This is a genomic window from Microbacterium sp. B19 (assembly GCF_000333395.1).
In the GTDB taxonomy this organism is placed as follows: Bacteria; Actinomycetota; Actinomycetes; order Actinomycetales; family Microbacteriaceae; genus Microbacterium.
In genome coordinates this window covers 1-12,605 of record NZ_BADA01000049.1, presented here as the reverse complement: position 1 = coordinate 12,605, position 12,605 = coordinate 1, and the positions used below count along the sequence as shown (strand labels likewise).

Here is a 12,605-nt window from a genome sequence, read left to right as displayed (position 1 = left end):
GGGGCAGAAGATGGACGTGCTGCTGTGGCCGGAGGGCGGCGTGGACTCCGACCCCACCCGCAACCAGAGCACCGCGGCGGTTCTCGACGAGCTGTCACGGCGGCTGGACGCTCCGCTGCTCATCTCGGCGGTCACCGAGCGTGGACCGAACCTCTACAACTCGTCGCTGCTGTGGACCGCGGACGGGGCGCCGGAGCAGATGTACGACAAGCGCCACCCGGTGCCCTTCGGCGAGTACGTGCCCGATCGGGCGTTCTGGGAACCGTTCGCCCCCGACCTCATCGGCCTCATCGGCCGCGAGTACACCCCGGGAACGGCCGACCCGGTGGTCGACATCGACGGCGTCGTGGCGGGACTCGCGATCTGCTTCGACGTGATCTACGACGACGTCGTGTGGGACGGAGCCTCCGAGGGGGCGGAGGTGTACCTGTTCCAGACGAACAACGCCGACTTCCGCGGGACGGACGAGAACCTCCAGCAGCTCGCGTTCGCCCGGATGCGCGCGATCGAGACCGGTCGGTCGGTCGTGAACCTGTCGACGGTCGGCACCAGCCAGGTCATCGCCCCGGACGGCGCGACGCGCGACGAACTTCCGGTCGACACCGCCGGATACATGCTCGACGACGTGCCGCTGCGGACGGGCCTGACCCCCGCGGTCGTCATCGGCCCGGCGCTGAAGATCGTGCTGGGCTGGGGGAGCCTCGCGGGACTCGCCGCCGCCGGAGCCGTGCTGGCGTTCCGCGGGCGCACGAAAAAGACGCCGGCCCCCGAGGGAACCGGCGCCTGAATCCGTGATCCGCGTTACGCGCTGATCTTCTGATCCCCGCCGCGGCGTGCCCGGAGGAACGCCAGGCGCTCCTCGAGGAGCTCCTCGAGCTCGGGGATCGTGCGACGCTCCAGGAGCATGTCCCAGTGCGTGCGGGGTGCCTTGTCGTCGCTGTGGTCGACGGTGGCGGTGCCCTCGCCGATGCGCAGCAGCGCCTCAGCGCCGCAGGTGCGGCATTCCCATGCCGGCGGAACCTCGGCGTCCGCGGCGAAGGTCAGCACCGTCTCGCGTCCGCAGGTGGCGCAGACGTAGGTGTGCTGGGCCCGGTCGTGGAAAACGACCCCGTCTTCGCTCTGAAGGCTCTGTGCGCCGAGTCGGATGCCTCGAAGACTGCGATCTGCCATTGTGTGGTCCTCTCGTCGGTCCCCATGTATAACGGCCCGACCTGTGCGCTTTATTCGAACAGAGGGCACCCTGGCGAGATTCACAGAGGATGCTCAGGTCGCCGAGCGTTCACCGCCCGTTCACGACGGCCAGAGCGAGGTCGGCGCGGTCGGTGACGATCCCGTCGACGCCGAGGTCGAGCAAGCGCCGCATGTCCACGGGGTCGTTCACGGTCCACACGTGCACCTCGACCCCGGCCGCGTGGGCGGCGCGCACGAGACCCGGCGTGACCACGCGCACCGGGCCCTGGCGCTCGGGGATCTGCACGGCATCCATTCCCGCGAGGAGTCGGCGGACGGTCCCGCGCAGGCCCACCGCCTGCGCGGCGACGAGGCGCGCGACCGTCCTCGAACCGGGAGAGGTCGCGGGGGAGAGGGCGGCACCCGCGGCGCGGGCCGCGGCGAGCGCGAGGAGGCGGCGCTCGTCGGAGAAGCTCGTCACGAGCACGCGGGCGGCGTGCGGCGCGACGAGGCGTCCGGCCGGTTCGGCGGCGGCCTCGGCCTTCACGTCGAGGTTGAACCGCGTATCGGGGAAGGCCTCGAGCGCCTGGGCGAGGGTGAGCAGACCGCCCCGCTCGGCCATGAGCTCCTCCAGCTCGGGGAGGCGGACGTCGGCGATCCTGCGGGGGTCGCCGGTCACGCGCGACAGGTCGTCGTCGTGGAAGAGGATCACGACGCCGTCGGCCGTGAGGTGGCAGTCCGACTCGACGTACGCGACGCCCGCGGCGTGCGCGGCCGCGACGGCGGCGAACGAGTTCTCGGCGACGCCCAGCGCGGCATCCGCCGGGGTCACGAGCCCGCGATGCGCGAGCACGCGGGGCGGTTCGGGCGAGAGGTAGGGATGCCGAGTCATGAGCCGGCGGGAGCGGCACCGCCGCGCGCGTCGGGGGAGGGAGCATCCGGAAGGTCGGCCGCGCGCGAACCGAAAGCACCGGAGATGCCCTTCAGCGCTTCCGTCAACTCGCTCGGGATGATCCACAGCTTGCTCGAGGCGCTGTCGCTGATCTTCGGGAGCGTCTGCAGGTACTGGTACGCCAGCAGCTTGTCGTCGGGGCGGCCCTCGTGGATCGCGGAGAACACCGAGTGGATCGCCTGGGCCTCGCCCTCGGCGCGCAGCACCGCGGCCTGCTTGTCGCCCTCGGCCTCGAGGATCGCGGCCTGCCGGCGCCCCTCCGCCTCGAGGATCTGCGACTGCTTCGAACCCTCGGCGGTGAGGATCGCGGCGCGGCGGTCGCGCTCCGCGCGCATCTGCTTCTCCATGGAGTCCTGGATCGACACGGGCGGGTCGATGGCCTTGAGCTCGACGCGGCCCACCCGGATGCCCCATTTGCCGGTCGCCTCGTCGAGCACCACGCGCAGCTGTCCGTTGATGTTGTCGCGGCTGGTCAGCGCTTCCTCGAGGTTCAGACCGCCGACCACGTTGCGGAGGGTCGTGGTCGTCAGCTGCTCGACCGCGCCGAGGTAGTTGGCGATCTCGTACGTCGCCGCGCGGGCGTCGGTCACCTGGAAGTACACGACCGTGTCGATCGAGACGACGAGGTTGTCCTCGGTGATCACCGGCTGCGGCGGGAACGACACCACCTGCTCTCGTAGATCGATGAGCGGCCGCACCCGGTCGATGAAGGGCACGACGATGTTCAGACCCGGGAGCAGGGTCTTGTGGTACCGGCCCAGCCGCTCGACCACGCCCGCGCGGGCCTGCGGGATGATGCGGACCGCGCGGAAGATCGCCACGATCACGAAGATCGCGACGGCGATCGCCAGCACCCAGCCGATGACGGACGGGATGAGATTCTCGACGTTCATGGTGTGACTCCCTGCTCTCGAGCGCGGACGACGGCGGTGGCGCCGTCGATGCGGGCGACCTCGACGGGCGTGCCCGGGTCCAAGCGCGTGTCGATGTCGCTGCGTGCGGTCCAGACATCGCCGTTGGCGAGCTTGACCTGCCCCGCGACCCGCGAGACGGTCGCCAGCACGAGGCCGTCGAGGCCGATGAGCGCCTCGACGTTGGACGGACGGGTGTCGGCGGTGCGCTGCAGGCGCCGCAGCATCCGCGGACGGAGGAACACCACGAGCGCGATCGCGGCCGCCGCGGCGAGGATGACCTGCACCCACGGCGGCGCGCCGCCGAGGTCGGCGACAAGGCCGACGATGCCGCCGAGGGCCAGCATCAGGAACGTCAGCTCGACCGTGATCATCTCGATGACGAGGAAGAGCAGGATCACCACGAGCCACAGGATCCAGGCCCACGTGTCGATGGTCGAAAGGTCCATGTCGCACCGCCCTTTTCCCGAACGTAGCACGCGTGCGCGGGGCCGAGACCGGTTCCTGGGGGAGCGTTCAGGATGCCGTCACCGGTGGGTTCCGGCATCCCGGTCGGTAGGCTGGGTCTTTGTCGTGTGCGCCGGCGTCGGTCGCCGGCATCCGATTCCGAATCGTCAGGAGTTCCCGTGTCCCAGACCCTCCCGTCCGGCTCCCTGAGCGGCAAGACCGCCCTCGTCACCGGCTCGTCGCGCGGCATCGGCGCCGACACGGTCCGCTACTTCGCCGAGGCCGGCGCGAACGTCGTCATCAACTTCCGCAACAAGGCCCCCCGCGCCGAGAAGCTCGCCGCGCAGCTGCGCGAGCTGGGCGTCGAGGCGCTCGTCGTCGGCGCCGACCTCACCGACCCGGCGTCGGTACAGGCGATGTTCGACGAGGTCGAGCGCACGTTCGGCGGCCTCGACGTGCTCGTCCTCAACGCCTCGGGCGGCATGGAGTCGGGCATGGCCGAGGACTACGCGCTGAAGCTCAACCGCGACGCGCAGGTCAACGTCCTCGAGTCGGCGCTGCCGATCTTGCGCGAGGGATCCCGCGTCGTGTTCGTCACGAGCCACCAGGCGCACTTCATCCGCACGACGCCGACGATGCCCGAGTACGAGCCCGTCGCGCTGTCCAAGCGCGCGGGCGAGGACGCTCTGCGCGAGCGCATCCCGGCGCTCGAGGAGCGCGGCATCGGCTTCACCGTCGTCTCCGGCGACATGATCGAGGGCACCATCACGGCGACGCTGCTCGAGCGCGCCAACCCCGGTGCCATCGCCGCGCGCCGCGAGGACGCCGGCAAGCTCTACAACGTCGCCGAGTTCGCCGCGGAGGTCGCCCGCGCGGCCCTCGACCCGGTGCCCGCCGACCACACGCGCCTCGTGGGAGACACGGACTCGTTCGGAGGGGAGTGAGCATGCGCGCCCACGACATCGAGACCCTTGTGTCGGTCGGGCGCCCTGCGCTCTCGTCCGACGGCGTCTTCGCCGTCTACGCCACCTCCCGCCCCGACATCGCGGCCGACCGCGCCGTGGGGCAACTGTGGCGCGTCGACCTGCCCGACGGCACGCCGCGCCGCCTCACGCGCGGCGTCGCCGACCGTTCGCCGCGGCTGTCGCCCGACGACGCCACGATCGCGTTCCTCCGCGCCGACGCCCGCGGCCGCGCGCAGGTGTTCGTCGTCCCCGCGGGCGGCGGCGAGCCCGTGCAGGTCACCGATCAGGCCGGCGGCGTGACCGACGTCTCGTGGTCGCCCGACGGCACGCGTCTCGCGTTCACCGCGCGCGTGGTCGAGCCCGGCCGCTACGGCACGGTGGAGGGACGGGATGCCACCGCCGAACCGCCGCGCCGGATCACCGGCATCCGCTGGCACGCGAACGGTCAGGGCTACCTCGACCGTCCCGCGCACCTGTTCGTCGTCGACGCGCCGGCGGCCGACGCGGAGCCGTTCTACGAACCCGCCCCCGACGTGGTCACCCCGGAGAAGCGGGTGGTCTCTTCGGTGCCGCAGCAGCTCACCGACGGCGCGACGAGCTGGTCGGGCGTGGCGTGGACGGCCGACGGACGAGAACTGGTGAGCCTCCCCGACGTCATCGAGGACCGCGTCGCCGACCTGCGGTCGCGGGTCGTCGCGGTGGCGGTCGACGGGGGAACGCAGCGCGAGGTGCTGGGAACCGCCGCGAACCTCTCGATCGACGAGGTGGCCGTGGCGCCGGACGGCGTGATCTTCCTGCGCGGCAACGACGTCGGAGAATCGGGACTCGACTTCGTGGCGCCCGGCACGGCCGTGTGGCTGCTCGACGCCGACGGCCCGCGCGCGCTCACCGACCCCGAAACGATCGACCTCGGCGAGGTCGGCTCGCACCTGTCCTTCGCCGGTGACGACGTGCTCGTGCAGGACCGCACCCGCGGCCGCGTGCGGCTGCTTCGCGTCACGCGCGGGGGAGAAGTCGCCGAGGTCTTCGGCGGCGACGTCGAGGTCACCGGGCACGCCGCCGCGGGCGGCCGGATCGTCGCGGCGGTCGCGACGCCCGAGTCCGCGGGGGAGCTGCTGCTCCTCGACGGCGTCACGGGGCGCGCGCTCACCGACCTCGGCGCCGCGGCACGCGAGAGCGGCATCGTCGTCCCCGAGGAGCGCGAGATCACCGGCCGCGACGGCTACCCCGTCCACGGCTGGGTCGCGGTCCCCGAGGGCGAGGGGCCGTTCCCCGTGATCCTGCAGATCCACGGCGGCCCGTACGCCTCCTATGGCGTGCACCTCTTCGACGAGACGCAGGTGCTCGTGGATGCCGGTTACGCGGTGGTCTACAGCAACCCGCGGGGGAGCGCCGGCTACGGCCGCGCCCACGGGCGCTCCATCCGGCAGGCCATGGGCACGCTCGACTACTTCGACGTCATCGACTTCTTCGACGGCGTGGTCGGCTCCGACCCGCGGCTGGACGGCGAACGCGTCGGCATCCAGGGCGGGTCGTACGGCGGCTACATGACCGCGTGGATCATCGCGCACGACCACCGGTTCGCCGGCGCGATCGTCGAGCGCGGGTTCCTCGACCCCGTCGCTTTCCCGGGCACGAGCGACATCGGGTCGTTCTTCGGGCAGGAGTACGTTGGCACCGACCCGGCGCGGATCGCCGCGCAGAGCCCGATGGCGGTCGTCGACGACGTGCGCACCTCCACGCTCGTGCTGCACTCCGAGCTCGACTACCGCTGCCCGATCGAGCAGGCGACGCGGTACTACGCGGCGCTGAAGCACAACGGCGTCGACGCCGAGATGCTGATCTTCCCCGGTGAGGACCACGAGCTCACGCGCGCGGGTCGCCCCCGGCACCGCGTCCAGCGGTTCGAGGCGGTCCTCGACTGGTGGACGCGACACCTGCCGGTCGCCTGACGGACGAGAGAGGGGCCTGGATGCCGTGGCATCCAGGCCTCTCTTCCGTGAGCCGGGTCAGGCGGTCTTGCCGAACTGGATCGCGCGGACGATCTGGAACACGCCGAGGACCAGGAGCGAGGCGCCGAGCAGGAGGAACAGCGTTACCGCGCCGAGCAGCGGCGAGAACAGCAGGACGACACCGGCGAGGATGCTGATGATCGCGAAGAAGATCGTCCATCCGCGCCCCGAGCCGTGGTTCAGCGTCGTGAGCGAGACGACGCCCTCGATGATCCACAGGATGCCGACGAGGGTGCCGACGAAGACGCCGAACCAGGCGGTCGCCGCGGGGAGGTTCGCGAACGAGAAGATACCGGCGAGGATGAACAGCACGCCGAGGACGATGTAGCCGATCCGCGCCCAGCCGGAGCGGAAGAAGATGCCGATCCCGATGTTCACGAGGCCGGCGATGATGACGTAGACGGCGATGATGGCGACGGCGACCGCGGCGGTGCGCCCGGGCCAGATCAGGATCAACAGCCCCACGATCAGCGAGATCGCGCCGCTGACGGCCAGGGCCGTCCGGACGGCCCGTACCGCGGGCGTACTGGACGAGGTGGTGGTGGACATGGCGAGCCTTCCTGAGTGAATGCTGAGAGCTTCGCTTTCACGATAGACCGTGCGCGATGCGCCGTGGGGGACCTTGGTCATCCCAGCAACAGGGGCGACCCCGAACAGCACCGGAAGGCACCCGAGGGTGGAGATGAACACCACGTCGCGCGACAGGATCTCTCCCACCCCGTAGCGCTGCGCGAAGTTGACACGTTCTGCGCCGTCGGAGGGCGGCCAGTGTCACGACGATCAGCACCTGCTCGGAAGCCAGAGCGAACGCAGCGCGACGCCCCACGCGATTGCGGGATGACCAGGAGTTTCAGCACCGAGGCGATGACGACGTCGACGCGGCGTCCCGGCTCGGTGAGCACCCGCTGGCCGTACAGCGACATCCCGTAGGACATCAGCAGCACCGGAACGCACGCCGCCGAGAAGAACGTGAGCGGGTCCAGGACGATCGGCGGGAGGTGGATGCCGAGCACCGCGACGAGCACGCCGAGCGCCGATCCGATGAGCATCGGGTTCTTGGCCGTCTGGGTGAGGATCCGCCGCGGGGACCGCGAGCCCGAGGTCGCGGCATCCAGGATCCCGAGGGCGATGGGCATGAGGACCAGCAACTGGAAGAGGATCACGGGAGCCGAGTACGCCGCGTCGCCCAGCATGTAGAGCGAGATCGGGATGCCGATGTTGTTGCTGTTCACCTGTCCCGCCGACAGCGCGCCGATCACCGTCTCGGCCGTCCGCCGGCGGAGCACGAAGCGAGAGATCAGGGCGTAGCCGCCGATGATGACGGCCGCGGTGATCATCGACACGGGCAGGAGGGCCGAGAACAGCGTCGTGACGTCGGCGCGCGCCAGCACCACGAACAGCAGGAACGGCGACAGGACGTAGAACGTCAAGCGGCTGAGCACCGGACGAGCGTGTTCGCCGAGCAGGTCGATGCGGGCGATGACGTAGCCGACGACGACGGCGAGGCCGATGACGGCGAATCCCGTCAGGATGCCGCTCACGCCGGTACTCCGGGGCAGACCCGCGCGCCGCGGGGGCGACGTCGCGATTCCATTGAGGCGAGCCTACTCGTGCAGAGGAGTCGCTCGTCTCCGCCCGCGGGGACCAAAGTCCCGCGGCAGGGAGCCGGGCGAACGCATAGTGGCGGGGGAGGAGACACCATGATGCGCGAGGGATCAGCTCGGGACGACGCCGATCGAGGGGGGCACCCATCATGACCGGTCGGCCGCATCGCCCCCTTACCAACTGGCACCGGACGCACGCGGAGTCGCTCACCCTCGGTGAACGGGCGGCGGATTGGCTGCGCAACCGCATGGGGTCGTGGGGGTTCATCTTCGGGTTCACCGCCGTGATGGCGGGCTGGGCGCTGCTCAACGCCGGTTCCGCCGCGATCGACCCGTTCCCGTACATCTTCCTGAATCTTCTGCTCAGCATGCTGGCGGGGATGCAGGGCGCGATCCTCCTCATCGCGGCCCGCCGCCAGGATGAGATCTCCGCCGCCCTCGCGCAGCACGACTACGAGACGAACATCGCCGCGAAGTTCGAGATCGAGGAACTCCAGCGGATCGCCCGCGAGCAGCTCGCGATCCTCCGCCGTCTCGAGGAGTCAGGCGTGCTGACGGGGCACGGCGGTGAAACGTCGGCCGGTGACGCGCAGCGGCGCGATGCGCAGGAAGACGTCCGTCGGGAGCGGTAGCGACGGTGTCAGGGCGGCGACTCCGCTCCGGTCGATCTCGGGTTGCTCCTCCATGCGCCACGCGACGCCGCGGAACACCACGCTCCAGCGCTGCGCGCCCGCCGCGCCGTCGATCTCGAACGCGACCTGGGGATCGTCGGTGATCGCGTTGGCCTTCGTGCCGGGGGAGGTGCGGCAGTAGATCTGCCGATTCGTGACGGTGAAATCGAGGGGCACCACATCGGGGGCGCCATCCGGCGCGATGAACACGAGGCGGCCGGGACCGTGCGCGGACGCCGCGAGCTCCCAGCACTCCCGATCGGTGAGGTGCTCGATCGGCGTCGCCGGGTCGTCGGCGGTGGGTCCAGCGGGTGCCGGGTGTCGGTGAACGTTCATGTGCGCTCCTTCTCTCCCGAGTGTGCCGACGAACGTGCGGTGAGGGCAGGGGCGAAGGTCCCATCGTGTGCTTCATCGATCTCGGTGAGATCCGTGCGGCCGGCGCGGGCGCCGACCGGGGGAGTCGCGGTCCGCAGCGCCCAGAGGATGGTCGAGAGATCCACGACCTCCTGCAGCCAGGCGCCGGCGAGCGCGGGGAGCAGCCCGAACGCGGCGACGAGCATCAGCACGACGCTCATCGCCACGCCGAGCACGATGCTCTGCTGGGCGATGCGGACCGTCCGCGTGGCGTACTGACGCGCGCGGACGACGTCGGCGATGTCGTCGCGCAGCAGGACGATGTCGGCCGCCTCGCTGGCCAGCGTCGCGCGACGGCCACCGAGCGCGATGCCGACGTCGGCGCTCGCGAGCACGGGGGCGTCGTTGATGCCGTCGCCGACCATGACCACCGGGCGATCCGTCTGGGCGCGGACGAGCGCGACCTTCTCCTCGGGCGTGCACGGCGCGTGGACCGAGGCGATGCCGATCTCCGCGGCGACGCGCCGGGCGGTGTCGGCATCGTCGCCGCTGAGCATGAGCACGCGTTGCCCCCACTCCTGGCGGAGCGTCCGAACGGTGCCGCGTGCGCCCGGCCGTGGCGGATCCGCGAGGACGATCTCGTCGACCGGGCCGTCGTCGACCCGCACGAACACCACCGACCGACCGTTCGCGGGGGCGGCGTCGACCGTGTCGGTGGGTGCGTCGGTGTCGGTGGGTGCGTCGGGGCTCGAGGCCGCCTCGCGCCGCACGAAGGGTTCGCGTCCCAGGACAACGTGATGCCCGTCGACCGTGGCATCCACTCCGGCTCCGGGTGTCTCCGTCGCGACGGTCGGGGTGGGATGCTGCGACGTCGCCCGCCGGAGCGCCTCGGCGTAGACGTGGGACGACACGCTGTCGGCGGCGGCCGCGAGCATCAGCAGCCGTTCGGGCGGCACGGACGACCGCGAGCGGACGGCGATGACCGAGGCGGATCCGGAGGTCAGCGTCCCGGTCTTGTCGAAGGCGACGGTGCGCGAGCGGGACAGGACCTCCAGCGCCGCGCCGCTGCGGACGATGATCTTCTCGCGTGCGGCGCGGCTGATCCCGCCGGCGAACGCGACGGGGGCCGCGATGATCAACGGACACGGTGTGGCCACGACCAGGACGGCGACGGCACGTGCCCAGTCGCCGCTCAGCACGCCGGCCGCTGCGGCAAGGGCCAGCGCGGCGAGGGTGAACGGGCCAGCGACGCGATCGGCCAACCGCACCATCGGCGCCTTGGCGTTCGCGGCCCGGGCGACGAGCTCGACGATGCGCTGGTATTGGCTGTCCGCTTCCACGCGGACGGCCCGCATCCGCGCGAGCCCGGACAGGTTCACCGCGCCCGAGGGGATCGTCTGGTCGCGGGTCGCTTCGACGGGGAGGCTCTCGCCGGTCAGGGACGCCTCGTCGAGCATCGCCGCCTCATCGAGGAGCACAGCGTCGACCGGGACGACCTCGCCCTGACGCACGAGGACGATGTCGCCCACGCGGACCGACGCGATGCGGACCTCTTCGGGCACACCGTCCGCACCGACGACGAGCGCGCGCGTGGGAACGGTCGAGAGCAGGTGGCGCAGGTCTTTGCGCGCGCGCCAGTTCGCGTACTTCTCCAGACCTTCTCCCGTGGCGAGCATGAGCCCGACGATGAAAGCCGCCCACACCTCGGACGCCAGCAGCGCCGCCACGATCGCGACGGTCGCGAGGATGTCGACGCCGAACTGCCGCCGGACGAGACGCCGCACCGACTCGATCCCCGACAGTGCCGCGAGCGTCACCGCGTACGCCGCGCCGCACGCGAGGGCGACGTCGGGTCGACCGCAGAGCCACGCCGTGAGGACCAGGACGACACTCGGCACGGCGAGGAGCATCGTGGTTGGCAGCGCGCCGCGCTGCGGCGCCTCGGCGACGGAATGCGTCGGACGGGGGAGCGCGGGGGTCGATGCGGTCATGCCGGGGCGGTGACGTTCGCCGGCGCGGTGTGGCCGGGCGCGTCCAGGGGAGTGAGGGACTCCGGCGGCACCACGCACAGGGGAGCGGCCATCGCCCCGACGAGGTACCACGCCACGGTGCCGAGGAGGCCTCCGGCGAGGGCGCCGTGGTGGTGGCTGCCGACGACGACGAGGGATGCCTCCCGCGCCAGCGCCTCCAGGACGAGAGCCGGATCGTCGGCCAGCAGGACGTGCTCGACGTGCAGCCCCGGGTAGGTTCGCGAGACCGCCAGGACCGCGCGGTCCAGCACGGCCTGATGCTCCGCCTCGTGGCGTGGACCGAGCGGGGCCACCGTCCACGCGTGGACGATGAGCAGCGAGCGCTTCGTACGGGCAGCTTCGGATGCCGCGAACCGCAGCGCGGCGTCCGCGGAGCCGTCGCCGTCGTACCCCACGACGACCGGTCCGGGCCGATCGTGCCACCCGGCCGGAACGACGCAGGTCGGCACCGCCGACTGCACGCTCACGCGGAGCGGGACCCACCCCTTCAGCATCGAGCGGACCGGCGCATACAGGTGCGAGCCGATCACGACCAGGTCGGCGACACGGTCGCTCGCGAGCAGGGTCTCCGGCATCCATCCCCGCAGGACCCGCGTCTCGACCGTTGCGGACGTCACCCGGCGACGGAGCAGGTCGGCACCCTGCTGTGCGACGCGCTGCAGTTCGCGTTCGGACTCGAAGAACTCGGCGACCGTCGTCAGCGTCACGTGCGAGGGCACGTGCCGGGCGCGCTGAGCAACCCACTCCAGAGCCGCGACCGAGGCCTCGCTGCCTTCGAAACCCAGAAGCACGTGTTCCACGGTGATCCTCCTCGACGCGATGCGGAGTCGGGTCGCATGACCCTCACGGGGAACGTACGTCGCGGGCATCGACCCGGCCGGGACCTTCGTCCTTCGAGTGAAGGCGCAGGGTGTCGGCCCCGATCAGGGGAAAGCCGATAATGCACATTATGTCAGTTTAGATCGGGAGCGGTACTCTCGTCGCGAGAATCGGGCTCCCGTGACTAGCCTGAGCGGATGAGTTCCCCCCGACTCCCCCGTGATCGTGGTCGCACCGCGTCGATCGTGCTGTCGGCGATCTCTCTCTCGGCCCTGAGCTTCGTGCTGCTGTGGATTCTCGGCCTGAACGCCACGGTTTCCGGCGCGTCCAGCATGGCGCTGATCCTGCCGATGGTCGTGTTCTGGGGCTCGTCGGTGGTCTTCGGGGTTGCCGGCTTCATCGCCTTGGGGCTGGGTGCCACCACGTCACGCCCGAGACTCCCCTGCCTCCTCGCCGTGGGAGTGCTCCTCGAGATCGTCGTGGGGCTACTCCTGATCTCCCGGCTCTGACGCCACGTCCACGACCCACGCGACGACGGACGTCGTGCGTCGCTCGACCGGCGGCTCCGCGTCCTCGTCGGACGGCTCGGCGGCGTGGTCCGTCGCCCGCGACGGCGACTCATCCCGCGGCGCGAGGGTCACCGCGCCGGGAACGGGAACGCTCTCGCCAT

At 71.1% G+C, this 12,605-nt stretch carries 15 protein-coding genes; 5 read left to right on the top strand and 10 right to left on the bottom strand.

The window, feature by feature from the left end; genetic code table 11:
* On the top strand, nucleotides 1-787 hold a 787-nt coding region (lnt, locus tag I5G_RS20060; protein WP_036325717.1), incomplete at its 5' end, for an apolipoprotein N-acyltransferase.
* A gap of 14 nt (nucleotides 788-801) precedes the next feature.
* Here lnt and I5G_RS01870 read toward each other — a convergent pair.
* From I5G_RS01870 to I5G_RS01855, 4 genes are all read right to left on the bottom strand, one after another.
* Nucleotides 802-1,170, bottom strand: coding sequence for an RNA polymerase-binding protein RbpA (locus tag I5G_RS01870; RefSeq protein WP_022877536.1), 369 nt, complete (start codon nucleotides 1,168-1,170; stop codon nucleotides 802-804).
* 109 nt (nucleotides 1,171-1,279) lie between these two features.
* On the bottom strand, nucleotides 1,280-2,062 hold the full coding sequence (locus I5G_RS01865) for a glycerophosphodiester phosphodiesterase family protein (protein ID WP_026095577.1): 783 nt from the start codon (nucleotides 2,060-2,062) through the stop codon (nucleotides 1,280-1,282).
* Nucleotides 2,059-3,015 (bottom strand): SPFH domain-containing protein, encoded by a 957-nt coding sequence (locus I5G_RS01860; protein WP_022877534.1) that lies wholly within the window; start codon nucleotides 3,013-3,015, stop codon nucleotides 2,059-2,061. The genes I5G_RS01865 and I5G_RS01860 overlap by 4 nt, the downstream gene beginning before the upstream one ends.
* A complete protein-coding gene (locus I5G_RS01855) occupies nucleotides 3,012-3,482 on the bottom strand; it encodes an NfeD family protein (RefSeq protein ID WP_022877533.1) in 471 nt (156 codons plus the stop codon). Before I5G_RS01855 ends, I5G_RS01860 begins: the two co-directional genes overlap by 4 nt.
* Nucleotides 3,483-3,659: 177 nt before the next feature.
* Here I5G_RS01855 and I5G_RS01850 point away from each other — a divergent pair, with 177 nt between their 5' ends.
* On the top strand, nucleotides 3,660-4,424 hold the full coding sequence (locus I5G_RS01850; protein WP_022877532.1) for an SDR family oxidoreductase: 765 nt from the start codon (nucleotides 3,660-3,662) through the stop codon (nucleotides 4,422-4,424).
* 2 nt (nucleotides 4,425-4,426) lie between these two features.
* Nucleotides 4,427-6,397 carry a S9 family peptidase gene (locus I5G_RS01845; protein ID WP_026095575.1) on the top strand — a complete coding sequence of 657 codons (1,971 nt, stop codon included), beginning with the start codon at nucleotides 4,427-4,429 and terminating at the stop codon, nucleotides 6,395-6,397.
* 57 nt (nucleotides 6,398-6,454) lie between these two features.
* Here I5G_RS01845 and I5G_RS01840 read toward each other — a convergent pair whose 3' ends face one another.
* Both I5G_RS01840 and I5G_RS20055 read right to left on the bottom strand, forming a co-directional pair.
* A complete protein-coding gene (locus I5G_RS01840; RefSeq protein ID WP_022877530.1) occupies nucleotides 6,455-7,006 on the bottom strand; it encodes an HdeD family acid-resistance protein in 552 nt (183 codons plus the stop codon).
* 77 nt (nucleotides 7,007-7,083) lie between these two features.
* Nucleotides 7,084-7,998: an AEC family transporter gene (locus I5G_RS20055; RefSeq protein ID WP_239642470.1), complete on the bottom strand. Its 915-nt coding sequence runs from the start codon at nucleotides 7,996-7,998 to the stop codon at nucleotides 7,084-7,086.
* Between the two features lie 212 nt (nucleotides 7,999-8,210).
* Here I5G_RS20055 and I5G_RS20050 point away from each other — a divergent pair, with 212 nt between their 5' ends.
* The gene (locus I5G_RS20050; protein ID WP_022877529.1) at nucleotides 8,211-8,693 is read left to right on the top strand and encodes a DUF1003 domain-containing protein; all 483 of its coding nucleotides are present in this window, start codon (nucleotides 8,211-8,213) and stop codon (nucleotides 8,691-8,693) included.
* On the opposite strand, the gene I5G_RS01825 is transcribed toward I5G_RS20050, so the two are convergent.
* The 3 genes from I5G_RS01825 to I5G_RS23835 are packed head-to-tail and all read right to left on the bottom strand — an operon-like array spanning nucleotide 8,604 to nucleotide 11,916.
* On the bottom strand, nucleotides 8,604-9,068 hold the full coding sequence (locus I5G_RS01825) for a pyridoxamine 5'-phosphate oxidase family protein (protein WP_022877528.1): 465 nt from the start codon (nucleotides 9,066-9,068) through the stop codon (nucleotides 8,604-8,606). The genes I5G_RS20050 and I5G_RS01825 overlap by 90 nt on opposite strands.
* Complete coding sequence (locus I5G_RS20045) at nucleotides 9,065-11,077, bottom strand: heavy metal translocating P-type ATPase (protein WP_022877527.1); 2,013 nt, start codon at nucleotides 11,075-11,077, stop codon at nucleotides 9,065-9,067. Before I5G_RS20045 ends, I5G_RS01825 begins: the two co-directional genes overlap by 4 nt.
* Nucleotides 11,074-11,916 carry a universal stress protein gene (locus I5G_RS23835; RefSeq protein ID WP_187288784.1) on the bottom strand — a complete coding sequence of 281 codons (843 nt, stop codon included), beginning with the start codon at nucleotides 11,914-11,916 and terminating at the stop codon, nucleotides 11,074-11,076. The genes I5G_RS20045 and I5G_RS23835 overlap by 4 nt, the downstream gene beginning before the upstream one ends.
* 216 nt (nucleotides 11,917-12,132) lie before the next feature.
* Between I5G_RS23835 and I5G_RS01810 the strand changes: the two genes are divergently transcribed.
* A complete protein-coding gene (locus tag I5G_RS01810) occupies nucleotides 12,133-12,444 on the top strand; it encodes a hypothetical protein (RefSeq protein WP_148286366.1) in 312 nt (103 codons plus the stop codon).
* Here I5G_RS01810 and I5G_RS26115 read toward each other — a convergent pair.
* A partial coding sequence (locus I5G_RS26115) for a hypothetical protein (protein WP_036325706.1) occupies nucleotides 12,421-12,605 on the bottom strand: 185 nt, incomplete at its 5' end. The genes I5G_RS01810 and I5G_RS26115 overlap by 24 nt on opposite strands.

Excerpts from the sequence above, each read along its gene's own strand:
- I5G_RS01855 (WP_022877533.1), bottom strand. The coding sequence starts at position 3,482 with ATGGACCTTTCGACCATCGACACGTGGGCCTGGATCCTGTGGCTCGTG.
- I5G_RS01810 (WP_148286366.1), top strand. The coding sequence starts at position 12,133 with ATGAGTTCCCCCCGACTCCCCCGTGATCGTGGTCGCACCGCGTCGATC.
- I5G_RS01870 (WP_022877536.1), bottom strand. The coding sequence starts at position 1,170 with ATGGCAGATCGCAGTCTTCGAGGCATCCGACTCGGCGCACAGAGCCTT.
- I5G_RS01865 (WP_026095577.1), bottom strand. The coding sequence starts at position 2,062 with ATGACTCGGCATCCCTACCTCTCGCCCGAACCGCCCCGCGTGCTCGCG.
- I5G_RS01845 (WP_026095575.1), top strand. The coding sequence starts at position 4,427 with ATGCGCGCCCACGACATCGAGACCCTTGTGTCGGTCGGGCGCCCTGCG.
- I5G_RS01840 (WP_022877530.1), bottom strand. The coding sequence starts at position 7,006 with ATGTCCACCACCACCTCGTCCAGTACGCCCGCGGTACGGGCCGTCCGG.
- I5G_RS20050 (WP_022877529.1), top strand. The coding sequence starts at position 8,211 with ATGACCGGTCGGCCGCATCGCCCCCTTACCAACTGGCACCGGACGCAC.
- I5G_RS01825 (WP_022877528.1), bottom strand. The coding sequence starts at position 9,068 with ATGAACGTTCACCGACACCCGGCACCCGCTGGACCCACCGCCGACGAC.
- I5G_RS20045 (WP_022877527.1), bottom strand. The coding sequence starts at position 11,077 with ATGACCGCATCGACCCCCGCGCTCCCCCGTCCGACGCATTCCGTCGCC.
- I5G_RS01860 (WP_022877534.1), bottom strand. The coding sequence starts at position 3,015 with ATGAACGTCGAGAATCTCATCCCGTCCGTCATCGGCTGGGTGCTGGCG.